Origin of the sequence: Rhodanobacter sp. Col0626, from assembly GCF_049994385.1 — a bacterium.
GTDB lineage: Bacteria > Pseudomonadota > Gammaproteobacteria > Xanthomonadales > Rhodanobacteraceae > Rhodanobacter.
This window is the reverse complement of sequence record NZ_CP188260.1, coordinates 3,447,782-3,470,255: the sequence shown is the minus strand read 5'-3', so window position 1 is coordinate 3,470,255 and position 22,474 is coordinate 3,447,782. Positions and strand designations below refer to the sequence as shown.

General features: G+C 64.8%; 18 protein-coding genes and 1 riboswitch. Of the genes, 12 read left to right on the top strand and 6 right to left on the bottom strand.

Annotation, left to right across the window (positions count from 1 at the left end; genetic code table 11):
- Positions 1–18 precede the first annotated feature (18 nt).
- Positions 19–522 carry a hypothetical protein gene (locus tag ACPPVV_RS15335; protein ID WP_426700736.1) on the bottom strand — a complete coding sequence of 168 codons (504 nt, stop codon included), beginning with the start codon at positions 520–522 and terminating at the stop codon, positions 19–21.
- A gap of 189 nt (positions 523–711) precedes the next feature.
- On the bottom strand, positions 712–1,524 hold the full coding sequence (gene pyrF, locus ACPPVV_RS15330) for an orotidine-5'-phosphate decarboxylase (protein WP_426700735.1): 813 nt from the start codon (positions 1,522–1,524) through the stop codon (positions 712–714).
- 817 nt (positions 1,525–2,341) lie between these two features.
- On the opposite strand from pyrF, the gene ACPPVV_RS15325 reads away from it, so the two are divergent.
- From ACPPVV_RS15325 to ACPPVV_RS15315, 3 genes are all read left to right on the top strand, one after another.
- A complete protein-coding gene (locus tag ACPPVV_RS15325) occupies positions 2,342–5,524 on the top strand; it encodes a TonB-dependent receptor (protein ID WP_426700734.1) in 3,183 nt (1,060 codons plus the stop codon).
- Between the two features lie 82 nt (positions 5,525–5,606).
- The gene (locus ACPPVV_RS15320; RefSeq protein ID WP_426700733.1) at positions 5,607–7,988 is read left to right on the top strand and encodes a GH92 family glycosyl hydrolase; all 2,382 of its coding nucleotides are present in this window, start codon (positions 5,607–5,609) and stop codon (positions 7,986–7,988) included.
- A gap of 3 nt (positions 7,989–7,991) precedes the next feature.
- Positions 7,992–9,857, top strand: a complete 1,866-nt coding sequence (locus ACPPVV_RS15315; RefSeq protein ID WP_426700732.1) for a glycoside hydrolase family 2 protein — start codon at positions 7,992–7,994, stop codon at positions 9,855–9,857.
- Positions 9,858–10,056: 199 nt separating this feature from the next.
- On the opposite strand, the gene ettA is transcribed toward ACPPVV_RS15315, so the two are convergent.
- The 4 genes from ettA to ACPPVV_RS15295 form a co-directional block, all read right to left on the bottom strand.
- Positions 10,057–11,718: an energy-dependent translational throttle protein EttA gene (ettA, locus tag ACPPVV_RS15310; RefSeq protein ID WP_426700731.1), complete on the bottom strand. Its 1,662-nt coding sequence runs from the start codon at positions 11,716–11,718 to the stop codon at positions 10,057–10,059.
- Between the two features lie 87 nt (positions 11,719–11,805).
- Complete coding sequence (locus ACPPVV_RS15305) at positions 11,806–12,429, bottom strand: TetR family transcriptional regulator (RefSeq protein ID WP_426700730.1); 624 nt, start codon at positions 12,427–12,429, stop codon at positions 11,806–11,808.
- Positions 12,426–13,322, bottom strand: coding sequence for an NAD(P)H-binding protein (locus ACPPVV_RS15300; protein WP_426700729.1), 897 nt, complete (start codon positions 13,320–13,322; stop codon positions 12,426–12,428). The genes ACPPVV_RS15305 and ACPPVV_RS15300 overlap by 4 nt, the downstream gene beginning before the upstream one ends.
- Positions 13,323–13,354: 32 nt before the next feature.
- The gene (locus tag ACPPVV_RS15295) at positions 13,355–14,350 is read right to left on the bottom strand and encodes an aldo/keto reductase (RefSeq protein ID WP_426700728.1); all 996 of its coding nucleotides are present in this window, start codon (positions 14,348–14,350) and stop codon (positions 13,355–13,357) included.
- Positions 14,351–14,521: 171 nt separating this feature from the next.
- Between ACPPVV_RS15295 and glyA the strand changes: the two genes are divergently transcribed.
- The 9 genes from glyA to ACPPVV_RS15250 all read left to right on the top strand — a co-directional run bounded on the left by glyA (position 14,522) and on the right by ACPPVV_RS15250 (position 22,468).
- Positions 14,522–15,775, top strand: a complete 1,254-nt coding sequence (glyA, locus tag ACPPVV_RS15290) for a serine hydroxymethyltransferase (RefSeq protein WP_426700727.1) — start codon at positions 14,522–14,524, stop codon at positions 15,773–15,775.
- Between the two features lie 11 nt (positions 15,776–15,786).
- On the top strand, positions 15,787–16,293 hold the full coding sequence (nrdR, locus tag ACPPVV_RS15285; RefSeq protein ID WP_426700726.1) for a transcriptional regulator NrdR: 507 nt from the start codon (positions 15,787–15,789) through the stop codon (positions 16,291–16,293).
- Positions 16,294–16,431: 138 nt separating this feature from the next.
- Positions 16,432–17,523: a bifunctional diaminohydroxyphosphoribosylaminopyrimidine deaminase/5-amino-6-(5-phosphoribosylamino)uracil reductase RibD gene (gene ribD, locus ACPPVV_RS15280; protein ID WP_426700725.1), complete on the top strand. Its 1,092-nt coding sequence runs from the start codon at positions 16,432–16,434 to the stop codon at positions 17,521–17,523.
- Between the two features lie 108 nt (positions 17,524–17,631).
- Positions 17,632–17,800: riboswitch (FMN riboswitch) on the top strand.
- 131 nt (positions 17,801–17,931) lie between these two features.
- Entirely contained in the window at positions 17,932–18,573 is a 642-nt protein-coding gene (locus tag ACPPVV_RS15275; protein WP_426700724.1) for a riboflavin synthase, read from the top strand.
- A gap of 59 nt (positions 18,574–18,632) precedes the next feature.
- On the top strand, positions 18,633–19,724 hold the full coding sequence (ribBA, locus tag ACPPVV_RS15270) for a bifunctional 3,4-dihydroxy-2-butanone-4-phosphate synthase/GTP cyclohydrolase II (protein WP_426700723.1): 1,092 nt from the start codon (positions 18,633–18,635) through the stop codon (positions 19,722–19,724).
- Positions 19,725–19,903: 179 nt separating this feature from the next.
- A complete protein-coding gene (ldcA, locus tag ACPPVV_RS15265; protein WP_426700722.1) occupies positions 19,904–20,833 on the top strand; it encodes a muramoyltetrapeptide carboxypeptidase in 930 nt (309 codons plus the stop codon).
- Positions 20,834–21,021: 188 nt separating this feature from the next.
- The gene (ribH, locus tag ACPPVV_RS15260) at positions 21,022–21,483 is read left to right on the top strand and encodes a 6,7-dimethyl-8-ribityllumazine synthase (RefSeq protein ID WP_426700721.1); all 462 of its coding nucleotides are present in this window, start codon (positions 21,022–21,024) and stop codon (positions 21,481–21,483) included.
- A complete protein-coding gene (gene nusB, locus ACPPVV_RS15255; RefSeq protein WP_426700720.1) occupies positions 21,483–21,929 on the top strand; it encodes a transcription antitermination factor NusB in 447 nt (148 codons plus the stop codon). The genes ribH and nusB overlap by 1 nt, the downstream gene beginning before the upstream one ends.
- Positions 21,929–22,468, top strand: a complete 540-nt coding sequence (locus ACPPVV_RS15250; RefSeq protein ID WP_426700719.1) for a GNAT family N-acetyltransferase — start codon at positions 21,929–21,931, stop codon at positions 22,466–22,468. Before nusB ends, ACPPVV_RS15250 begins: the two co-directional genes overlap by 1 nt.
- Positions 22,469–22,474 lie beyond the last annotated feature (6 nt).

Genomic DNA, 22,474 nt, shown 5'->3' with positions numbered 1-22,474 from the left:
ATTCGTCAGGTGGCGATATCAGCCGCCTGCCATGCCGAAGTTCCAGATGGCCTGCAGGCCGATCATCAGAACGGCCATCGCCATCAGTCCCGCGCGAGCCGGACGACGAAGATCGGGCGAGCGTGCGTAGAGAGCAAGGCTCAGAACGATGAAGCCCGTTTCCAGCACAAAGTCGGCTCGCGGCGTTGCATATAGGTGCAGCCCGACATGCGGTCCGCCATGCCATAGCGGCAACCAGCTCGTCAGGTAGTCGACTGCGACGTGAGACAACACCAGCAGCCCGGCACCGAGCGCTAGTCCTGTCCGCCGAAAGATGAGCGCGGTGAGCGCGGCGACCGCGATTGCCGCGTAGATGATCCCTGGAAAGCTGTGGCTGGCGTCGCCAACACCGAGCGATGGCACCAGACTGCCGAACACATCGAGCAGATCGGGCTCAATGCCGGCGAACAGCAGCCATGCCAGCGGCAACGGCCGCAGCCAGCGGCGCGCACCCAGCGCGACCGCGAAATGACCCATGTACATCAGCGCGCGTTCCGCGTGAGGTAGCGATGGATCAGGCAGATCGCGATGCCCGGCAGAACGAAGCCGAGCAGCATCAGCACGTCGAAAGGCAAGACCATGGCGTTCTCCGGAAAGCAGGATTGTTGTCCTGCGGGTACTCCGCCGAAAAATGCCGAATGGCATGAGTTGTCGTTCGATTGGCGGTTGGAATCAGCGGTAACGGTTGATCGTATCGCGCAGTTCCCTGGCGGCGGCGCGTGCCGCCATCGCAAAATCCTCGTCGCTGCCGGCATACAGGACCGCACGTGAGGAGCTGATCAGCAGGCCCGTGCCATCTCTCGTGCGGCCATGCTGCAGCACGGCTTCCACATCGCCCCCTTGCGCGCCGATGCCGGGAACCAGCAGCGGCATGTCACCGACCACCTCGCGCACCTTGCCCAGTTCCTCTGGCCAGGTGGCGCCGGTGACCAGGGCGCAATTGCCGTTGGCGTTCCAGTCGCGGGCGATGGTTTCGGCTACGCGCAGGTACAGTGGTTGGCCACCGCAATCCAGCGCCTGGAAATCCGCGCCACCGGGATTGGAGGTGCGGCAGAGCAGGATCACGCCCTTGTCGGCATGATCGAGGAATGGCTGGATCGAGTCGCGGCCAAGATACGGATTCAGCGTCACCGCGTCGGCGCGATAGCGCTCGAACGCTTCGGTCGCATAGTGCTGCGCGGTGCTGCCGATGTCGCCACGCTTGGCGTCGAGGATGACCGGCACGCCGGGATGGCGGTCGTGAATATGCGCGATCAACCGTTCCAGCGTGTCCTCGGCACGCAAGGCGGCGAAGTGCGCGATCTGCGGCTTGAATGCACAGACCAGATCGGCCGTGGCGTCGACGATGGTGCTGCAGAAGTCGAACACCGCATCGGGTGTGCCGCGCAGGTGCCCCGGGAATTTTGCCGGTTCCGGATCGAGGCCCACGCAGACCAGCGTGCCATGCTCGTGCCAGCGCCGTTGCAAGGTGTCTTGGAAGCGCATGGGGTGGATCTCGGTCGATGATAATGGTTGTGTAGTCTAGCGAAGCACATTCGGTCAGTGCGCCGTCGGCTTCGCCCGGCCGGGAGCGCTGTCGGGCTTGGAAACGGTCGCCCGAGCGTATTTTTCCGGCAGCCTTGCCTCCCCGCAATCCGCCGATCCCGGCATTCCCATTGGGTTTTTTGCGCCGCAGCGTGACATATCCCGTCTTCGGCGTACTAATTTGCACCAGGGACTTAGATCGATCCAAATTAGGTGATTCCTGGTCATGTCGCCGCTGCGAATGACCTGAACAGCTTGATCGGATCGAGGCAGGGAGAAACAGCGGCGCACACAGGGGGCTACCCGAGGTGGCCTCTAGCTTTCCCCAGACAGGTCGAGGGAGTTGGAAATCGTCACATGAAACCAGAGCTCGTCCGCATTTCCGTCATGACTGGCCCGCGCGCAACACGTGTGCGGTCGTTCATGGGCACCATTGCCGGCTGCAGGGATAGTCATTCCTTGCCCGGCGCCGGTCATGAGGAAGTGGACGGCGAGTCCTGCGGATGTGATCGATCCATGGACCGGTGGTCGACACGGCAGCACCCTCTGTTCCGGATAAGCGGCGACGTGATCCGGACATTCCCAGCAACGCATACAACGCCTTAAACACCGGTACCGGCAAGTCGAGGACCTGCTGGACACCCCAAATTTGGATCGATCTAATTTCGGCAAGAGTTGAAGAAGACAACTACACAAATCACGCATCCGACAGCACGTGACTACCCGGGGGGGAATCACCGCTGACTCCAGAAGGATGCAATCAATGGGGATCAAGAAGATGACTTATCTGCCACACGTCTCTACCCGCAAGCCGCTGTACGCCGCACTCGCCCTGGCCTTGTCATTTGGCGGCTATCTGGGACTACCCGAAGTTGCCCGTGCTGCGCAGGTACCACCGCCAGCTGAAAGTGCGCAAACCGCACCGCCGTCCGGACAAGCTTCCGACAACACGAAGGCAAAGAAGGCGGACAAGAAAAAAACCACGAACACAACCAACGCCACGAACCTGCAAGCGGTCGTCGTCACCAGCTACGCGCAGTCGATCGACCAAAACACGCTGGAAAAGCGCGACGCGAATTCCATCGTCGAGGTGATCAACGCGCAGAACATCGCGCAGTTCCCTGCCAAGAACATCGCCGATGCCCTGGCGCACGTGCCGGGCGTGGTCATCAGCCGCGAATCCGGCGAAGGCAAGACGGTCAGCATCCGCGGCCTTGCCCCCGAACTGACCTTGACCCAATTGAACGGCAACTACGTCGCCTCGGCCGATACCTCGGCGGGCCTGACGCGTTCATTCAACTACACGCTGTTCCCCGCGAACATGTTCGCGGACATCAAGCTCTACAAGAGCCTTGAGGCACGCCTGGATGAAGGCGGCATCGGCGGCAACGTCGACCTGCGCACGCGCCGCCCGCTCGATATGGAGGCGAACGAGGGCTTCGTCACCGGCACTGCCGCCAGCTCCGATACCAGCTCGAAGACCGAGCCGCAGGGCGCGGCGCTGTGGTCGTGGAAAAACAAGGAGGGAACGTTTGGCTTCCTCGTCGCCGGTGCCTACCAGAAGCGCCAGGCAACCACGTATTCCGCGGATGCCTCGAGTTGGCACTGGTGGTCCGACAACTGCACGGACCACGAGACCTGTACCCAGGCACCCGTGGACGTGCACGGCAATGGCTTTGACCCTGCGGTCAACAATAACATCGACTTGTGGGGCAACGGCGTCGTCGACCAGGCCGGGAAGGTCTCCAACGGCTTCTGGATGCCGCAGCAGTTCTCCACGAGCCGCAACGACCTGACCCTGAAGACCAAGGGCGTCCAGGCCACGATGCAGTTCAAGCCGAGCGATCATTTCCTGCTGACCGGCAACTATTTCCGATTCCAACGCCAGCAGACCCAGATCACCAACACCCTCGAAATTCCCGAGTGGGGTCTGCCGAACAACAGCAACTATGCCGACCAGAACGGCCGCCTGCTTGCGCCCAACGGCCTGACCTTCGACAACTCCGGCACCATCGTCACGGGTGCGAACTACGTGCTGCCGCCCGCCGGCGTCGGCTGCAACTCCACGGTGAACCCGGTCACGGGCGCCACCCGCCAGGCGGTGGACGTATGTTCCACGGAAATCCCGTGGCTCAACGGCAATTACTCCGTCGAGAAGGCCACCTCGCAGACGCTCAACCTGGAAGGCGAGTGGGATAACGGCGGTGACCTGAGCGGCTCGTTCAATGTTGGTCGCACCTGGGCCACGGGTGGTCCCTCGATCGAACTGGGCATGGCCGCCAAGCCGCGCAACTTCGTCAACGGCCAATGGGTGGACGGCAGCACCGGCGCCGCATGGAACCTCAACGGCAAGCCGGGCATCAGCGCTGACCAGTCCGTGCTGCAGAACATGCAGGCCGGCGCCGGCCAGGTCGATCTGGGTTCGACCGGCTCCAACATGGTGAACACCCGCACCTCGCAGAATTTCGCGCAGGCGGACTTCACCTGGGCGCTCAATTCCACGTGGATGCAGTCGCTGCAGTTCGGCGCCAAGTACACCGATGCCAACGCCCAGCAACAGAGCAACGAAGTGCGCTGGTACTGCCACGGTACCGACTCGCAGTTCCAGACCTGCGACCCGAACGCGGGCCAGCTGCCGGCCGGTTTCCTGCTGCCGAACTACCTCGAAGGCGTGAACCATGCCTACGGCGACAGCATCTTCCCGGCGATCAACTACCCGGCTTATTACAATTACCTGAACTCCGCCTACGACCGGCGTATCTACAACAAGCCGCAGAACAAGTCGTCGATCGGCGAGAAGATCGCGTCTGCCTATGTGCAGGCGAACTTCGACACGGGCACCCTGCGCGGCAATGTCGGCTTGCGTTTCGTCACCACCAAGCAGGACCTCACCGTCGCCAACCAGGTCACCACCAACAACGCGGTGTATTACCACGATGCGGGCGGCAACATCCTGATCTGCCCGGCCTCGGGCGTGAACGCGGGCGGCGGTGCGTGCGCCCCGGGTGACTTCCAGTACCTGCCGCGCGAAGTGTCGGTGATCGAGGGCTTCACCAAGGCGAAGACCGCCAAGCGCTACAACAAGCTCCTGCCGAGCTTCAACATCGCATGGACGATCGCGGACGACTTCATCCTGCGCGCTGCCGGCTCGCAGGCCATGGCCCGCGCCAACTACACCGACCTGGCCCAGCTGGGCCAGCTGACCAACAACACGCAGGAGTACTACAACGACCGCAAGCAGTTCGGCGCACCGCTGCCGGGTTGGTACGGCTCCGGTGCAAACGCCGACCTCAAGCCGTTCACGGCCACCCAGTTCGACCTCGCCGGTGAGTGGTACTACGCGCCCCACGCGGTCGTCGGTATCGACCTGTTCCAGAAGAAGGTAAAGAACTTCGTCGTGCCGGTCACCGTCAACAACATCGACGTGAACGTGGGTGACTCGACGCAGAACTTCCTGCAGTACAGCACCAATGCCAACGGCCGCTCCGGCACGTCGAAGGGCGTTGAAATCTATGCGCAGAGCACCTGGGACTCGGGTTTCGGCTACATCGCCAATTACACGCTCAACAAAACCAACGAAACCGCGGTGTCGCTGGGCGATACGCAGGTGGGCAAGGCCGAGCTGATCGGCAGCGCAAAGTACGCGGCCAACGTCTCGTTGTTCTATGAAAAGAACGGCCTGCTGCTGCGTGCCAGCGACAACTGGACGGGCCGTACGATGGAAGGCCTTGCCACGGGCCTGCCGATCTATGCGCAGCCGTATCACCAGATCGACCTGAACGGCGACTACGAGTTCAACAAGCACGTCATGATCACCGCGTCGATCATCAACTTCAACAAGGCCAGGCCGCACACCTACCTGGGTGGCGATACGCGTTCGCGCCTGGTCCAGTTGATGTATCCGGGCCGCCAGTACTACCTGGGCGTGACCTACAAGTTCGGTGGCGATAGCAACAAGTGACAAACCGACGGGGCCGGGCACATCGCCCGGTCCCGTTTCCGTTTCAAAGGATGATTCCCGCTCCGCCGAAGGAATATGCTTTATGAATACCCACCTGGCACGCCTCCCACGCCGTGCCATGTTCGTCGTGCTGTCCGCGCTCGCCTTGAGTTCGGCCATCGCAGCCGGGACGAACCCTGCAAGGTCCTCGTCATCTCCCGCCTCGTCGGTCGATCTGGCCAACCCCCTGGTGGGTACCGCGCCGCTGGACCGGCAGGAACTGATCGGCAACGCACCGCCGCCGGGCGAGCCGCTGTACACCGGCATGACGACGCCCGGAGCGAGCCTGCCGCAGAGCGCGACCGAAGCCGCGCCAGTGAACATCAACGCAGACCTCGGTTTCGCGACAGGCGTGCCGGTGGCATACGACTACCGGCGTCCGGCGATGATCGGCTTCACTGGCGGCGGCTCGACCTATGGCGCGCGCGGCGCGCCGATGGTGATGCCCGTGGTCGGCGACTGGACCGTGCCGCCCGATTACATGACCTCCTACTACGACAAGGCCACGGAGAAAGCCTCGCCGGGCTACTACGCGGTGGACCTCGCCACCTTCCACACCAGGGCGGAACTGACGGTCACGCAGTGGACCAGCCTGATGCGCTTCACGTTCCCGCAGAGCCATCGTTCGAACGTGGTGATCAACCTTCGCCGCGCGGGTGGCGACGTGGAAGTGGTCGACGACCACACGGTGCGCGGCGTGGCCACCGCCGGCCGCCGCGATCGCGACGCGGATGGTCCGTATTTCGTCGCCGAGTTCTCGCGGCCGTTCGCCCGCTTCGGCACGTTCCACAGCGAGGTGACGCTGAAGGGCGAAGGACTCGGCCATGAGGACATCCAGGCCGACCGCCGCAAGATCTCGGGTGATTACGCGGGTGCTTACCTCACCTTCGACACCAAGGCAGGCGCGCAGGTGGTGGTGCGCATCGCCCATGGCCACAGCGCCGAAGAGGCCGAACAGCGGCTGAGGGCGCAGGACAGCGACGTGGATTTCGACCGCGTGCACGCCAAGGCGCGTGCGGCATGGGCGCAACTGTTCGATCGCGTCCAAGTGACCGGAGGCACGCCGAAGCAGCGCATGCTGTTCTACTCCACGCTATACCACGCCTTTGCCAGCCCGCGCATGATCGCCCGCAAGGGCGAGCACTACACGGATGCCGCCGGCAAAGACCAGGTCGCGGATTACGACCATTACGGGCCGGTGCCGTTCTGGGATACGGGACGCAACCAGATCACCTTGTTGATGTTGCTCCAGCCGAATGTCGTGAAAGACATCATGCATTCCGAGCTGGATCGCGCGCGCGAGCGCGGCTACATGAACACCTCGTTTCATGGCGACCACGCGGTGTTCCTCTATGACGGTGCATGGCAGCGCGGCATCGATTTCGACTACGCCGGCGCCTACGAGTACCTCCGCAAGAACGCCACCGATCCCAAGGGGCCGCGCGGTTATCTGGCCGAATATGCAAAGCAGGGCTGGATCTCCGACATCGTGCCGGACGGAAATCCCAGCCCGCCCTACGCCGGTGGCAAGGCGGGCGTCGCCACCACGCTTGAATACGCGTGGGACGACCATGCACTGGCGGATTTCGCACGCCGGCTCGGCAAGACGCAGGACGCGGCGATGTTCGAGCGCCGCGCTTCGAACTATCGCAACGTGTTCGATCCGTCGGTGGGCTTCATGCGTGGCAAGACCGAGGACGGCAAGTGGATTTCGCCGTTCGATCCGGCCGAGCCCTACTACAACTTCATGATGAAGGAAGGCTCGGGCTGGTCCACGCTGTGGCTGGTGCCGCACGACGTACAGGGTTTGATGAACCTGCTCGGCGGACGCGCGGCGTTCAACGCCAAGCTCGATGCCTTTTTCTCCACGCCCTACCAGCCCAAGGGCATCTGCCGCGACTGCACGGGCGTGATCGGGCAGTACGTGCAGGGCAACCAGCCGGACCAGCAGGCGGCCTATCTCTATGCATGGAGCGGCCAGCCGTGGAAGACGCAGGCGCTGACACGCCGCATCCTCGCCGATTTGTATGGCAGCGATGCCACCGGCTACGGCTATCCCGGCATGGACGACCAGGGCTCCACCTCGTCCTGGTACGTGCTCAGCGCGATGGGTTTCTATCCGGTCGATCCCGCCAGTCCCGATTACATCATCGGCAGCCCGATCTTCGACCGGGTCCGCTTGCGCATGGGCAACGGCAAGCTCCTCGAGATCGATGCGCGCAACAATTCGGCGAAGAACATCTACATCCAGTCCGCGACGCTCAACGGCAAGCCATGGAGCAAGCCGTGGTTCAGCCATGCGGACATCGCCAACGGCGCCACGCTGGTGCTCACGATGGGCCCCGCGCCAAACAAGGGCTGGGGCGCCGACCCGCACGATGCGCCGCCTTCCATGACGGCGCCGGGCGAGACTCACGAGGAATAACAGATGACGTGCAACACCAAGGTACGGCGCGTACGCGCCTGGATCGGCGTGGCCCTGACCATCGGTTTTGTCCCGCTGGCGATGGCGGCGGATAACGCGGCCACGTGGAGCGGCAAAGTGGCACCCTTGGCGACACCGTGGACGGCCGAGGTGTCGCCCGGCAATGCGTTGCCCGAGTATCCGCGGCCCCAGCTGGCGCGCCCGTCACTGGAGCATCCACAATGGATGAGCCTGAACGGACTATGGCAGTACGCCGTGGACGACGGACAAGGCGCGCCGCCGTTCGGGCGGACGCTGAAGGAACGGGTGCTGGTGCCGTATCCGGTCGAATCGGTGCTATCGGGCGTGCAGAAGCATTCGGACTTCATGTTCTACCGTCGGCTGGTGGATGTTCCGGCTGCCTTCACCGCGCATGGCCAGCACGTGCGGTTGAACTTCGGCGCGGTGGCCCAGGACGCCACGGTGTACGTCAACGGCAAGCAGGTGGCGCGTCATATGGGCGGCTATACGTCCTTCGGCGCGGACATCACACAGGTGCTTCGCCCGAAAGGCCCGCAGGAAATCGTCGTCGCGGTGCATGCGCCGGTGGACGGTGCCGACGTGATGGTCGGCAAGCAGCGGTTGAAACCCGAAGGCATCTTTTACACCGCGGCCTCGGGTATCTGGCAGTCGGTGTGGCTGGAGCCGGTGCCGGCTACCAGCCTGGCGCAACTGACCTTCACGCCAGCGCGCAGCCTGGACGCCTTCACGGTGACTTCGAAGCTGCAAGGCGGTGACGAGGACACCACGCTGCATGTCATCGCCTACGCGGATGGCGAGTCGGTGGGCGAGGCGAGTGGACCGGCGGGCAAACCGCTGCGTCTGGCCATCGGGCATCCGCGCCTGTGGAGCCCGCGGGATCCCTTCCTGTACACGTTCAAGGCCACGCTTGCGCACGGCGACCAACACGATGAGGTGACCAGCTATGCCGGCCTGCGCACCATCGCCATCGCGAAGGTGGGCGGACGCAACCGCATCGTGCTGAACGGCAAGCCGACCTTCCTGCTGGCCACGCTGGATCAGGGCTACTGGCCGGACGGCATCTACACCGCGCCCACCGACGCGGCACTCAAGTTCGACATACAGAAGACCAGGGACCTGGGCTTCAACACCATCCGCAAGCACATCAAGGTGGAGCCGGCGCGCTGGTACTACTGGGCCGATCGCATCGGCCTGATGGTGTGGCAGGACATGCCGGCGCTGCCGAACGGGCGCAACGAAAAACTCCGCGATGCGGACAAGGCCCGATTCCGCAAGGACGTCACGGCCATCGTCAAGCAGCTCGAGGGCGAAACCTCGATCATCGGCTGGATCCCTTTCAACGAGGGCTGGGGCCAGTGGAGCATTCCGGCCGCCGCCGAGCTGGCCGCGCAGATCAAGCAGCTCGATCCCTCGCGCCTGGTCGATGCGCGCAGCGGCGCCAATTGCTGCGACACCAAGGGTGATCCGCACGCTGGCGACGTCTACGACATCCATGACTACCAGGGCCCGGGCCTGCCCAGCCCGGATGCGACGCGGGCCTCGATGGACGGTGAGCATGGCGGCCTGACCCTGGGTATTCCCGGTCACGTCTGGCCCAACACGCCGATCAATCCGTATGGTGCGGTGAAGGACCGCGACGCGCTGAACGCCGGCTACGTCGCCAATACCGCCGTGCTGCGCGACAAAGGGCCGACCGTGGGTGTGTCCGGCAGCGTCTACACCCAGATCACCGACGTCGAGGGCGAGCACAACGGCTTGTACACGTACGATCGCAAGATCGAAAAGGTGGACGAGGCGAAGGTGCGCGCGATCAACGAGGCGACGATCCGCGCAGGCGATCAGCGCTGAGCTTTTCGCACGCCTGCCGCCACGGCGGATCCAGCGAACACGAGGGCACGTCGCCCGGTCTGGTCGCCGTCACCCCAACATCCCGGGGTGATGGCGACCGTGTGTTCGTACTGGATCGGGAGTCTGTCACCGCGGTTATGCTCCGGCCGGTGGCGCATGGCCACCTCCGGAGCAAAGCGTCGCCAGTTACAGCAGGCGATCAGGCGAGCTTCTTGTACTTCACCCGATGTGGCCGTGCACCTTCCTCGCCGAGGCGGCGCTTCTTGTCGGCTTCGTACTCGTTGTAGTTGCCGGGGAAGAATTCGACGTGCGAGTCGCCTTCGAACGCGATGATGTGGGTGGCGACGCGATCGAGGAACCAGCGGTCATGCGAGATCACCATCACGCAGCCGGGGAATTCGAGCATCGCGTCTTCCAGCGCGCGCAGCGTCTCCACGTCCAGATCGTTGGATGGCTCATCGAGCAGCAGCACGTTGCCACCCTGCATCAGGGTCTTGGCCAGGTGCAGGCGACCGCGTTCACCACCAGAGAGCGAGCCCACCAGCTTCTGCTGGTCGGTGCCCTTGAAGTTGAAGCGGCCGATGTACGCGCGTGACTGCAGCTCGTAGCGGCCGATGGTGATGATGTCGGCGCCGCCGGAAACTTCCTGCCACACGTTCTTTTTCGGATCGAGGTTGTCGCGCGACTGGTCGACATAGGCCAGTTGCACGGTGTGGCCGAGCTTCATTTCGCCGGTGTCGGGCTGCTCTACGCCGGTGATCAGTTTCATCAGGGTGGACTTGCCGGCGCCGTTCGGGCCGATGACACCGACGATCGCGCCCGGCGGCACCTTGAAGCTCAGGTCGTCGATCAGCAGGCGATCGCCGAACGACTTGCTGACGTTCTTGAACTCGATCACTTCCTGGCCCAGCCGCTCGCCTGGCGGGATATACAGTTCGTTCGTTTCGTTGCGCTTCTGGTACTCGACCGAGTTCAGTTCCTCGAAGCGGTTGATGCGCGCCTTGCCCTTGGACTGGCGACCCTTGGCAGCCGAACGCACCCACTCCAGTTCGCGCGCCAGCGCTTTCTGGCGCCCCTTTTCGGCAGCCTCTTCGCGCGCCAGGCGTTCGCCCTTCTGCTCCAGCCACTCGGTGTAGTTGCCCTTCCACGGAATGCCGCGACCGCGATCGAGTTCGAGGATCCACTCGGCGGCGTTGTCGAGGAAGTAGCGGTCATGGGTGACCGCGACCACGGTGCCGGGGTAGTCGTGCAGGAACTGCTCCAGCCAGTCCACCGATTCGGCATCGAGATGGTTGGTCGGTTCGTCCAGCAGAAGCATGTCCGGCTTGGAAAGCAGCAGGCGGCACAGCGCCACGCGGCGCTTCTCGCCGCCCGACAATGGCCCGATCTTGGCATCCCACGGCGGCAGCCGCAGCGCGTCGGCGGCCACTTCCAGCTGGCGTTCCAGCGCGTGTGCATCGTTCGCGGCGAGCAGGTTTTCAAGCTCCTGCTGCTCTTTCGCCAGCTTGTCGAAGTCGGCGCCTTCCTCGGCATAGGCGGCATAGACCTCGTCGAGACGCTTCTGCGCATCGAGGATTTCGGCGACGCCTTCCTCGACCGCTTCGCGCACGGTTTTTTCCGGATCCAGGTGCGGCTCCTGCGCCAGGTAACCGATCTTGGTACCGGGCTGCGCGCGCGCCTCGCCCTGGAAGTCGGTATCCACGCCGGCCATGATCTTCAGCACGGTGGACTTGCCCGCGCCGTTGACGCCGAGCAGGCCGATCTTCGCGCCGGGGAAGAAGGACAGCGAGATGTCCTTGATGATCTGGCGCTTCGGCGGGACGATCTTGCTGACCCCGTTCATGGTGTAGATGTACTGCATGTCGACTCCGGGAGGCTGTACCGCGGCAGACGCCCGTCGGGCGACCGCAAACCCCGCATTATAGCGGTTGCACCGGCTTTCGCGGCTTCAGTCCGCCGATTTGCGGCGGCGGGATGGGGTGGGCGCCACCGCGGGCGCCAAGCCGGCCAGCAGCAGGTCGAGCAACTGGGCGAACGCGGCGTCTTCGTCCGAGGCGCCCCACAGGTGGGCCATGCCGGGGTAGTGGAAACGTGAGGTCGCGTTGAAGATCGCCAGCGCGGTGGTCTGCGCATCCACCTTGCGGAAATCGCCGCTGGCCACGCCGACGGCAATGATCGAGGCGATCTGCAGCAGCAGGTGCTCGACGTGCTCGCTGATCACTTCACGCGCATCCGCAGCCAACGCGCCGTAGGTGGCGAACAGTTCGGGTTCGCCCAGCGCCTTGGCGCGTTTGATCTCGCGCAGCGCGGCCAGCCACTGACGCAGGCGCGCCGGCGGCGCCGTGCGGCTGGCGACGATCGCCTGCAGCGGTGCCATCAACCGTTCCAGCCAGCCGCGCAGCACCGCGTCGCGCAGCGCCGCCTTGCTGGCGAAATGCCGATATACGCTGCCGTGGCTGACTCCGAGCGCCTGCGCCACGTCGATCACGGTCGCCTTGCCGGGGCCGTAGCGGCGCAGCACTTCTTCGGCGGCGGCGAGAATGCGTTCGGGGGTCAGCGCGGAGTCGTTCATGCCGCCGATTCAAGCACGTCGAGGCAGGCGCTGACGAGTTCGTCGGCCACATAACCGAGCGGGATGCGGCCTGATACGTGCTCGGTGGTACCGCCTTCGAAGCGGATCCAGCCGCTGTTGAAGCCGTCCAGCATGGCGATGCGCGGAGCGGTGCGATCGGCCGGCATGCCCTCGTCCACGAAGCGCGCCGCCCATTGTTCGCGCGGCACCGCGATGGTTTCCACATCGTGCTCCAGCACTGCGGCCAGCGCCTGCGCCATGTCGCGCGGACTGTAGCGCCGCGGGCCTTCCACTTCGATCACCCGGCGCCCGAACCATGTTTCGATGAGCGTGCTGGCGATGGTGCGGCCAATGTCGTCGGTGGCGACCATCGGTATTGCGCGATCGAGCGGTTGCAGGCAGCTGACGAGATGGCCCTCGTGCTGGGCAAGGGTCACGTCCCAGCGCAGGTTCTCCATGAACCACGCGGCGCGTACATGGGCGCGCGGCAGGGGTAGCGCGTCGAGCGCCTGTTCCAGCAGGTGCAGTTGGGTGATCAGGCCGAGGTCGCGAGGCTGCTGGGCGCCGATCGAGGACAACGCCACCACCTTTGGCGGCTGTGCCCGGCGCAGCGCGGTGGTCAGCGTGCCGATCAGGGCGCGCGGTTCGGCGAAGTCGGGGCCGGGTGCGAAGTTGGCGGGCAGCATGACGAACACGCCATCGACGTTCTCGAATGCGGTGGCCAGTGCCTCGGCGTCGGACCAGTCCGCGATGGCGACTTCAGCGCCCCGTGCGACCCAGGTCGCGGCTTTGCGTTTGTCGCGCAGGATGGCGCGCACTTGCTGGCCGTTGTCCAGCAGGTGCCTTGCGGTGGCGCTGCCGACCTGGCCGGTGATGCCCATGATGGCGTACATGTCGGATCTCCTCGTCGGGTGGGAAAGGGCGCTCAGCGTTCGCTGTCGAGCATCGCCATCTGGGCGGCGGCATAGCGCTCGCCTGCCGCGGCGTCCGGTGGCACGGCGCGTTCGATCGTGGCGAGGTCGTCGGCGTCCAGCGTTACATCGAGTGCGCCGAGCGCTTCGGTCAGGCGCTCGCGCGTGCGCGCACCGATCAGTGGCACGATGTCCTCGCCACGAGCCAGCACCCAGGCAATCGCCAGCTGCGCCACGCTGCAGCCGCGGTCGTCGGCGAGGCTGCGCAACACATCGACCAGCTGCAGGTTGTGTTCGAGATTGCCGCCCTGGAAGCGCGGACTGTGCTTGCGGAAATCGTGTGCGTCGAAGCCGCGATCCCTGGTCCAGTGGCCACTGATCAGACCGCGTGACAGCACGCCATAGGCCGTGACGGCAATGCCCAGTTCACGGCACGCCGGCAGGATGGCTGGTTCGATGCTGCGCGAGATCAGCGAGTACTCGATCTGCAGGTCGGCGACCGGCAGTACGGCATGCGCGCGACGGATGGTCTCCGCGCCAACCTCGGATAGGCCCAGGTGGCGCACGTAGCCGGCCTGCACCAGTTCGGCGATCGCGCCCACGGTGTCCTCGATCGGCACGTTCGGATCAAGCCGCGCCGGGCGGTAGACGTCGATGTAATCGGTGCGCAGGCGCTTCAGCGAATACGCCAGCGCGGTCTTCACCGCCGCCGGACGCGCGTCGTAGCCCAGCCAGGCGCCGTCGGGCCCGCGCTGTGCGCCGAACTTCACGCTGAGTTGGTAGCTTTCGCGCGGGCGGCCGGCCAGCGCATCGCCCAGCAGCATTTCGTTGTCGCCCATGCCGTAGAAGTCGCCGGTATCGAGCAGGGTGATGCCGGCATCCAGTGCGGCGTGCACGGTGGCGATGCTATCGCTGCGATCGGCCTTGCCGTAGACATCGGACATGCTCATGCAGCCGAGCCCGAGGGCGGAGACCTGCGGGCCGCTGCGGCCCAGAGTGCGGTGTTTCATGGTGGCGACCGGCAAAGGTTGGGAAATGGATAGTAAATAATTGAATGACAGATTTCAATATATGTCATTCAATTCACCACGCATTGGCCCCGCCAAGCCGCATCGGTGGCCCGGAATGCCCGCCGGGGCTACACTTTCCGACTTGCCCACCCGCCACTTCACGAGGTCAGAATGTTTCCCAAGGACTGCACGATTGCCGGTTACGACGACGAACTGGCTCAGGCCATCGCCGATGAAGGCCAGCGCCAGGAAGACCACGTCGAGCTGATCGCCTCGGAGAACTACGCCAGCCCGCGGGTGATGGAAGCGCAGGGTTCCAAGCTGACCAACAAGTACGCCGAGGGCTATCCGGGCAAGCGCTATTACGGCGGTTGCGAATACGTGGACATCGCCGAGAAGCTGGCGATCGAGCGGCTGAAGCAGCTGTTCGACTGCGACTACGCCAACGTGCAGCCGCATTCCGGTTCGCAGGCGAACCAGGCGGTGTACCTGTCGCTGCTGCAGCCGGGTGACACCATCCTCGGCATGTCGCTTGCCCACGGCGGCCATCTCACCCACGGCGCCAAGGTCAACATCAGCGGCAAGCTGTTCAACGCGGTGCAGTACGGCGTCGACGAGAACGGTCTGATCGATTACGACGAAGTGCAGCGCCTGGCGACCGAACACCAGCCGAAGATGCTGGTCGGTGGCTTCAGCGCCTATTCGCAGGTGGTCGACTGGGCGCGCATGCGCCAGATCGCCGATTCGGTCGGTGCGCTGTTCTTCGTCGACATGGCCCACGTCGCCGGCCTGATCGCTGCCGGTGTGTACCCGAGTCCGCTGCCGCATGCGCACGTGGTCACCTCGACCACGCACAAGACCCTGCGCGGTCCGCGCGGCGGCATCATCGTTTCCAAGGGTGCCGGCGAAGAGGTCGAGAAGAAGCTGCAGTCGATCGTGTTCCCCGGCATCCAGGGCGGTCCGCTGATGCACGTGATCGCGGCCAAGGCGGTGGCGTTCAAGGAAGCGCTGGAGCCTGCGTTCAAGACTTACCAGACCCAGGTGGTGAAGAACGCCAAGGCGATGGCGAAGATCTTCATCGAGCGCGGCTACAAGATCGTTTCCGGCGGCACCGAGAACCACCTGATGCTGGTCGACATGATCGGCAAGGATGTAACCGGCAAGGCCGCTGAGGAAGCCCTCGGCAAGGCCCACATCACCGTCAACAAGAATGCCGTACCGAACGATCCACGCAAGCCGTTCGTCACTTCCGGCCTGCGTATCGGTACCCCCGCGGTCACGACCCGCGGCTACCAGGAAGCGGACGTCACCGACCTGACCCACTGGATCTGCGACGTGCTGGACGCACCGGCCGACGAGGCGGTGATCGCCAAGGTGCGCGAGAGCGTCACGGCGCAGTGCAAGAAGTATCCGGTCTACGGTTGATCGACTGACGAATGCATTGCCCCTTCTGCCAGCACGAAGACACTCGCGTGATCGATTCACGCCTGACCGAGGACGGCAGCAGCGTGCGTCGTCGGCGCGAGTGTCCGCAGTGCGGTGAGCGGTTCAACACCTACGAAACGGCCGAGCTGAAATTGCCGACGGTGGTGAAGAGCGGCGAGCGGCGCGAGACGTTCGACGAGCGCAAGTTGCGGGTGAGTTTCGAGCGGGCGCTGCAAAAGCGGCCGGTGACCAGCGATGCGGTGGATGCGGCGGTGCGTACCATCGTCAACGACCTGCGCCGCAGCGGTGAGCGCGAAGTGCCGTCGCGCCAGGTCGGCGAGCTGGTGATGCGCGAGCTGAAAAACCTCGACCAGGTCGCCTACGTGCGCTTCGCCTCGGTCTACCGCAAGTTCGAGGACGTGCACGCGTTCCGCGAGGAGATCGAGAAGCTCGAGCGCGACCTGCCGGGGCTGTCCGAGCTGCAGTTGCCGCTGCTCGGCGGCGGCAAGCGCAAATAGCATGGGCCATCCGCGCGGCTGTTGCGGCTGCCGCTGTTGTGGGAGCGACTTCAGTCGCGATGCTCTTGATCGCTGGTCTGAAGCAGAGGCATCGCCACGGAAGTCGCTCCTGCAGATGTGGTGTAAACGGGGTGGCTCATGACGTTCTCGACGGTCGATCACCTGCACATGGCACACGCCTTGCGCCTGGCCGAACGCGGCATCCATACCACCCAGCCGAATCCGCGCGTGGGTTGCGTGATCGCACAGGGTGAGGAAGTTGTTGGTGCGGGCTTTCATCAGCGTGCGGGCGAGCCGCATGCCGAGGTATTCGCCTTGCGCGAAGCGGGCGAACGTGCTCGCGGCGCCACCGCCTATGTGACGCTGGAACCCTGCGCGCATCACGGTCGCACGCCGCCGTGCGCCGATGCGCTGATCGCCGCCGGCGTGGCGCGGGTAGTGATTGCGACGGAGGATCCGTTTCCGCAGGTCGATGGCCGCGGCGCCAGCAGATTGCGTGCCGCCGGGATCATCGTTGATACCACCCTGATGCGCGAGGCCGCCCGCGAATTGAACGTCGGCTTCTTCAGCCGTATCGAACGCCGTCGTCCGTTCGTGCGGGTCAAGCTGGCGATGAGCCTGGACGGCCGTACCGCGCTGGCCAACGGCGAGTCGAAATGGATCACGGGCGAGGCCGCCCGCACCGATGTGCAGCGCTGGCGTGCGCGCAGCTCGGCGATTCTCTCGGGTAGCGGTACCGTGCTGGCTGATAACCCGCGGCTTACCGTGCGCCTGCCCGACGGTGAGGCATTCACGCCGCCCCTGCGCGTGATACTCGATCGCCAGCTGCGTACGCCGGCCGATAGCCATGTGCTGGATGGTTCGACGCCCACGCTGGTGCTGCATGGCGCCGCCGAGGTCGGTGCGGCGCATGGTTTCGAGCGGGTCGAACAGATGGCCATCGCTACAGAAAACGATGCACTCGACCTGTCCGTCGTGCTCGCCTTGCTGGCAGCTCGCGACTGCAACGAAGTGCATGTCGAAGCCGGTCCGACCCTGTGCGGTGCGCTGTTCGCGGCTGGCCTGGTCGATGAGCTGCTGCTCTATATCGCGCCGCTGCTGCTGGGCGACAGCGCGCGCCCGCTGCTGTATTTGCCCGGGCTCGGCGACATGGCGAAGCGCTGGCAGTTGCAGGTGGTCGACCAGCGCCAGCTCGGTGCGGATTGGCGACTGCGACTGCGCCGCGCCTGAATCGGCCGTTGTACGCGCTGACGAACACTGCATTCCGGCGATCGCCATCGGCGGCTACGTATGTCGGTGCTAGACTGCGCCAGCCGGTCAGGCCGGCAAAACACGACATAGCGTCTTCAGGGCGGGGTGAGATTCCCCACCGGCGGTAGGCCTTTCGAGGCGAGCCCGCGAGCGCTTCCGGCCATGCCGGAAGGTCAGCAGATCCGGTCAGATGCCGGAGCCGACGGTTGGCAGCGGGCAACCGCTTCCTCACAGTCCGGATAAAGAGAAGACGGCACGGCGGGCGCTTCATGGTGCACGCCTGGCCTCATGCCTTGGGGCGTTTTTCGCAGCTCTCTCATGCGGGAAACGTTTCATGAAAGTCATAGCATCCATGCCGTCCGTGACCCTCCCGCGGGAGGTGCGCTGATGTTCACCGGCATCATCCAGAGCGTGGGCCGCATCGCGCGGCTCGAGCCACGTGGCGGCGACGTGCGTCTGCACGTCGATACCGCTGACCTCGATCTTTCCGACGCGCAGCTGGGCGACTCGATCGCCGTTTCCGGCGTGTGCCTGACGGCGATCTCGCTGGAGCCACGCCGCTTCAGTGCCGACGTTTCCAACGAAACGTTGTCGCTGACCTCGCTGGGTCAACTGAAGGCCGGTGATCCGGTGAATCTGGAAAAGGCACTGCGCCTGGCCGATCGTCTGGGCGGCCACATGGTTTCCGGCCACGTCGACGGGCTCGGCAAGGTGATCTCGATCACGCCCGACGGCCGCTCGCAGCGCTGGACGTTCGACGTGCCCGCCGCGCTCGCACGCTACATCGCCGCGAAAGGTTCGGTCTGCATCGACGGCACCAGCCTCACGGTCAACGAGGTCGCCGGATCACGATTTGGCGTCAACCTGATTCCCCACACGGTCGAGCACACCGCGTTCCATGCACGTCGCGCGGGCGATGCGGTGAATATCGAGGTGGACGTGGTGGCGCGCTACATCGAGCGATTGCTTTCCAGCGGCGAGACACCGCGTTTGGATGAAGCGTTCCTCAAGCAGCACGGCTTCGCCTGATCTCCTGGCTCCTCCCCCTGCAGCAGGGGGAGGGAGAACATCTTCCTCAAGGAACACCCATGCCCTTCAACACCATCCCCGAGATCCTCGAAGACATCCGCGCCGGCCGCATGGTCGTGATTCTCGACGATGAAGATCGCGAGAACGAGGGCGACATCGTGATGGCCGCGCAGATGGTGCGACCGGAGGACGTCAACTTCATGGTGCGCGAGGCGCGTGGCCTGCTGTGCCTCACGCTGACCGAACAGCGCACACGCCAGCTCGGCCTGCGCCCGATGGTGAGCGACAACACCTCGGTCTACCACACCAACTTCACCGTCTCGATCGAGGCGGCCGAAGGCGTCACCACCGGCATCTCGGCGCATGACCGTGCACGCACGATCCAGGTGGCGGTGAAGACCGATGCGAAGCCGCAGGATCTGTCCCAGCCGGGCCACATCTTTCCGCTCACCGCGCAGCCTGGCGGCGTGTTGACGCGCGCTGGCCACACCGAGGCTGGTTGCGACCTGGCCGCGCTGGCTGGACTGGAGCCGGCGGCGGTGCTGATCGAGATCCTGCACGAGGACGGCTCGATGGCACGCCGGCCGGAGCTGGAAGTTTTCGCGCAGAAGCACGGCTTGAAGATCGGCACGATCGCCGAACTGATCCGCTATCGGCTGGAAACCGAGAAGACCGTGCAGCGCGTGCACGAGGAAGACGTGGACACCGAGTTCGGTCCGTTCCGGCTAGTCGCCTATCGCGACGCGATCCGTCATGGCCTGCACTACGCGCTGGTGCGCGGCAAGGTCAACGACGGTGCGCCGGTGCTCAGCCGCGTGCACGTGCGCAACACGCTGTCCGACGTGCTGCACCTGAAGCGCGACGATCTCGGCCTCACGGTGACCTCCGCGCTGCGCCGCATCGCCGACGAGGATCGCGGCGTGCTGCTGGTGTTGTCCGGCGAAGACACGCCGGAAGCCTTGCTGGCCCGGCTCAACCGCCAGCCCAGCACCCAGGCGCCGGAAGAGGCGCAGCAGCAGGAGTGGCGTCAGCTCGGCCTCGGCGCACAGATGCTGGCCGATCTCGGCGTGCATCAGCTGAAAGTGCTCGGTACCCCGCGCAAACTGGTTGGCCTGGCCGGCTTCGGCCTGGAAGTGGTCGAATACGTTTGAGCACACTCACTTGTAGGAGCGACTTCAGTCGCGATGCCTCTGGCCAAAGAGCATCGCGACTGAAGTCGCTCCTACAGTCGCTGTTACAGGGTCCATAGATGCCCGGATGCACCACGTCTTTGCCCGGTGGCGACCACTTCGCCGCGGCATAATCCAGTTTTCCGCCAACGACCACGTCCATGCCTGAAACCCACATTCGCCTGATCGCTCCCTCCGGTTATCCGCACGACCGCGTCGCGATGACGCGTGGCGTGGAGCGGTTGCGCGAAGCCGGGTGCGTGCTGAGCGGCCTGGAAGTGCTCGATCGCAGCGAGCAGCGTTACGCTGGCAGCGATGTCGAGCGCGCCGCCGACCTCAACGCGCTGGCCACGCTGGATGTGCTGCCGGACATCGTGCTGGCCATCCGCGGCGGCTACGGCGCCACGCGCCTGCTGGGGCAGCTGCACTACGACGCGCTACGCGAACGGCTCGATGGCAGCAACACGCTGCTGGTGGGTTACAGCGATTTCACTGCGCTGCAACTGGCACTGCATGCCAAAAGCGGCCTGTGCACGTTCAGCGGCCCGATGCTGGGTGCCGATTTCGGCGCCGAGACGCTCAGCGACTTCACCTGGCGGCATTTCTGGGACACCGTGCGCAAGCCGTCGGCGCAGGTCGAGTGGGCCACCGCGTCCGATATCGAAATCGATGTCGAGGGCCCGCTATGGGGCGGCAATCTGGCCGTGTTGTGCAGCCTGGTCGGCACGCCGTATTTCCCGGCGATCGACGACGGCATCCTGTTCGTCGAGGACGTCGGCGAACCGCCGTTCCGGATCGAGCGGTTGCTGTACCAACTGCACTTGTCCGGTGTGCTGGGCCGGCAACGTGCGTTGGTGCTGGGCGATTTCAGCCAGTGCCGGCCCAGCGGGTACGACAACGGTTACGGCCTGGTCGATGGCTTCGGGCAGATTCGCCAGGCCAGCGGCATACCGGTGATCGACGGCTTGCCTACCGGCCACGAGCCGGACAAGTTCACTCTGCCATTCGGCGTGCCGGCGCGGTTGCGGGTGGCCGGTGGCAACGCGCAGCTGAGTTTTGGCGGATACCCGCATTTGCCACCGCAGCCCTGACGTTTCGACTCCTCCCCGCAAAGCAGGGGGAGGTTGGGAAGGGTAAGGCTTTGACTTGAAGATCAAGAGCGACCCCGTCCCCAACCCTACCCTGCAAGCGGGGGAGGGAGCCCGGCGAGCAGGCGGGCGGGCAAACCCGTAAAATGGCCGGTCTGCATGGACCGTGCGTCCACCCAAGGAATTGCGCAATGAAGATCATCGAAGGCGATTTCGCCACGCCGAAAGGCCGCTTTGCCATCGTCGCCGGCCGTTTCAACGGTTTCGTCGTGGAACCGCTCGTGGCTGGTGCGCGCGATGTGCTGGTGCGTCACGGCGTGAAGGACGACGCGATCGAGCTGATCCGCGTGCCGGGCGCGTGGGAAATCGCGCTGGCGGCGCACAAGCTGGCCAACTCCGGCAAGTACGCGGCAGTGATCGCGCTGGGTGCGGTGATCCGCGGATCCACTCCCCATTTCGACTACGTTGCCGGCGAGTGCGCCAAGGGCCTGGCCCAGGCCGCGTACAGCTCCGGCGTGCCGGTGGCGTTCGGTGTGCTGACCACCGACAGCATCGAGCAGGCGATCGAGCGCTCGGGCACCAAGGCCGGCAACAAGGGCGCTGACGCGGCGATCGCCGCGCTGGAAATGGTCAACCTGTACGGGAAGCTGTGATGAACCAGCACGTGCAGGGAATCGACATGCAGGCGCGTTCGCGCGCTCGCCGCCGCGCGCTGCAGGCACTGTACGCGTGGCAGCTCTCCGGCAGCCACATGAACGCGGTGATCGACCAGTTCCGCCACGAGCAGGACATGGAAGTGGCTGACCTCGAATACTTCGAGGACTTGCTGCACGGCGTGGAGAAGAACGTCGACGCGCTCGATGCCAGCCTGCGTCCGCACATCGACCGCGAGGTGGCGCAGATCGATCCGATCGAACGCGCCGCGCTGCGACTGGCCGCGTATGAGCTGAAGTTCCGCCCGGACGTGCCGTACCGGGTGATCATCAACGAGGCGATCGAGGTCACCAAGCGCTTTGGCGCCGACCATGGCCACAGCTACGTCAACGGCGTGCTGGACAAGCTGGCCGGCGAACTGCGCGCGGTCGAGAAGAAGGGCTGATGCCAGCCGCTGCCGTCCGGTTTTCGACAGCGCCCCTGATCGAGACCGAACGATTGCGTCTGCGCGCCCACCGGGTGGGCGACTACGCCACCAGCATGGCGATCTGGTCCGATCGCGAGGTGGTGCGCTATTTGAGTGGTGAGCCACTCGATGGCGAGGCGGTGTGGAAACGCCTGCTGCAGCATGCCGGGTTGTGGAGCCTGCTGGGTTGCGGCAGTTGGGCCATCGAGGAAAAAGCCGGCGGCCGCTATATCGGCGACATCGGCTTTCTGGATTACAAGCGCGATATCGTTCCGAAACTGGACGGCATGCTGGAGTTCGGCTGGTTGCTTGCGCCCGAAGCGCAAGGCCGCGGCTACGCGAGCGAGGCGGTAGAGGCCATCGTCGCCTGGGGACAGGCGCATTTCCCCGAATGCTGCATGGTGTGCATCATCTCGCCCGAAAACAGGGGTTCGATCCGGGTCGCCGAAAAGGCCGGTTTTCTCCCGTGGCAGGAAACGGTTTACCACGGCAAGCCGATAATGGTTTTCCGTCGCTGACACGCT

What these genes read in the sequence shown, in the direction of transcription:
- ACPPVV_RS15305 (WP_426700730.1), bottom strand. Translation starts at nt 12,429, where the DNA reads ATGAACGACTCCGCGCTGACCCCCGAACGCATTCTCGCCGCCGCCGAA.
- ribD (WP_426700725.1), top strand. Translation starts at nt 16,432, where the DNA reads ATGACGTTCTCGACGGTCGATCACCTGCACATGGCACACGCCTTGCGC.
- ldcA (WP_426700722.1), top strand. Translation starts at nt 19,904, where the DNA reads ATGCCTGAAACCCACATTCGCCTGATCGCTCCCTCCGGTTATCCGCAC.
- ACPPVV_RS15315 (WP_426700732.1), top strand. Translation starts at nt 7,992, where the DNA reads ATGACGTGCAACACCAAGGTACGGCGCGTACGCGCCTGGATCGGCGTG.
- ACPPVV_RS15295 (WP_426700728.1), bottom strand. Translation starts at nt 14,350, where the DNA reads ATGAAACACCGCACTCTGGGCCGCAGCGGCCCGCAGGTCTCCGCCCTC.
- ribBA (WP_426700723.1), top strand. Translation starts at nt 18,633, where the DNA reads ATGCCCTTCAACACCATCCCCGAGATCCTCGAAGACATCCGCGCCGGC.
- ACPPVV_RS15250 (WP_426700719.1), top strand. Translation starts at nt 21,929, where the DNA reads ATGCCAGCCGCTGCCGTCCGGTTTTCGACAGCGCCCCTGATCGAGACC.
- glyA (WP_426700727.1), top strand. Translation starts at nt 14,522, where the DNA reads ATGTTTCCCAAGGACTGCACGATTGCCGGTTACGACGACGAACTGGCT.
- nusB (WP_426700720.1), top strand. Translation starts at nt 21,483, where the DNA reads ATGAACCAGCACGTGCAGGGAATCGACATGCAGGCGCGTTCGCGCGCT.
- ACPPVV_RS15300 (WP_426700729.1), bottom strand. Translation starts at nt 13,322, where the DNA reads ATGTACGCCATCATGGGCATCACCGGCCAGGTCGGCAGCGCCACCGCA.
- ribH (WP_426700721.1), top strand. Translation starts at nt 21,022, where the DNA reads ATGAAGATCATCGAAGGCGATTTCGCCACGCCGAAAGGCCGCTTTGCC.
- ACPPVV_RS15275 (WP_426700724.1), top strand. Translation starts at nt 17,932, where the DNA reads ATGTTCACCGGCATCATCCAGAGCGTGGGCCGCATCGCGCGGCTCGAG.
- pyrF (WP_426700735.1), bottom strand. Translation starts at nt 1,524, where the DNA reads ATGCGCTTCCAAGACACCTTGCAACGGCGCTGGCACGAGCATGGCACG.
- ACPPVV_RS15335 (WP_426700736.1), bottom strand. Translation starts at nt 522, where the DNA reads ATGTACATGGGTCATTTCGCGGTCGCGCTGGGTGCGCGCCGCTGGCTG.
- ettA (WP_426700731.1), bottom strand. Translation starts at nt 11,718, where the DNA reads ATGCAGTACATCTACACCATGAACGGGGTCAGCAAGATCGTCCCGCCG.
- ACPPVV_RS15320 (WP_426700733.1), top strand. Translation starts at nt 5,607, where the DNA reads ATGAATACCCACCTGGCACGCCTCCCACGCCGTGCCATGTTCGTCGTG.
- nrdR (WP_426700726.1), top strand. Translation starts at nt 15,787, where the DNA reads ATGCATTGCCCCTTCTGCCAGCACGAAGACACTCGCGTGATCGATTCA.
- ACPPVV_RS15325 (WP_426700734.1), top strand. Translation starts at nt 2,342, where the DNA reads ATGACTTATCTGCCACACGTCTCTACCCGCAAGCCGCTGTACGCCGCA.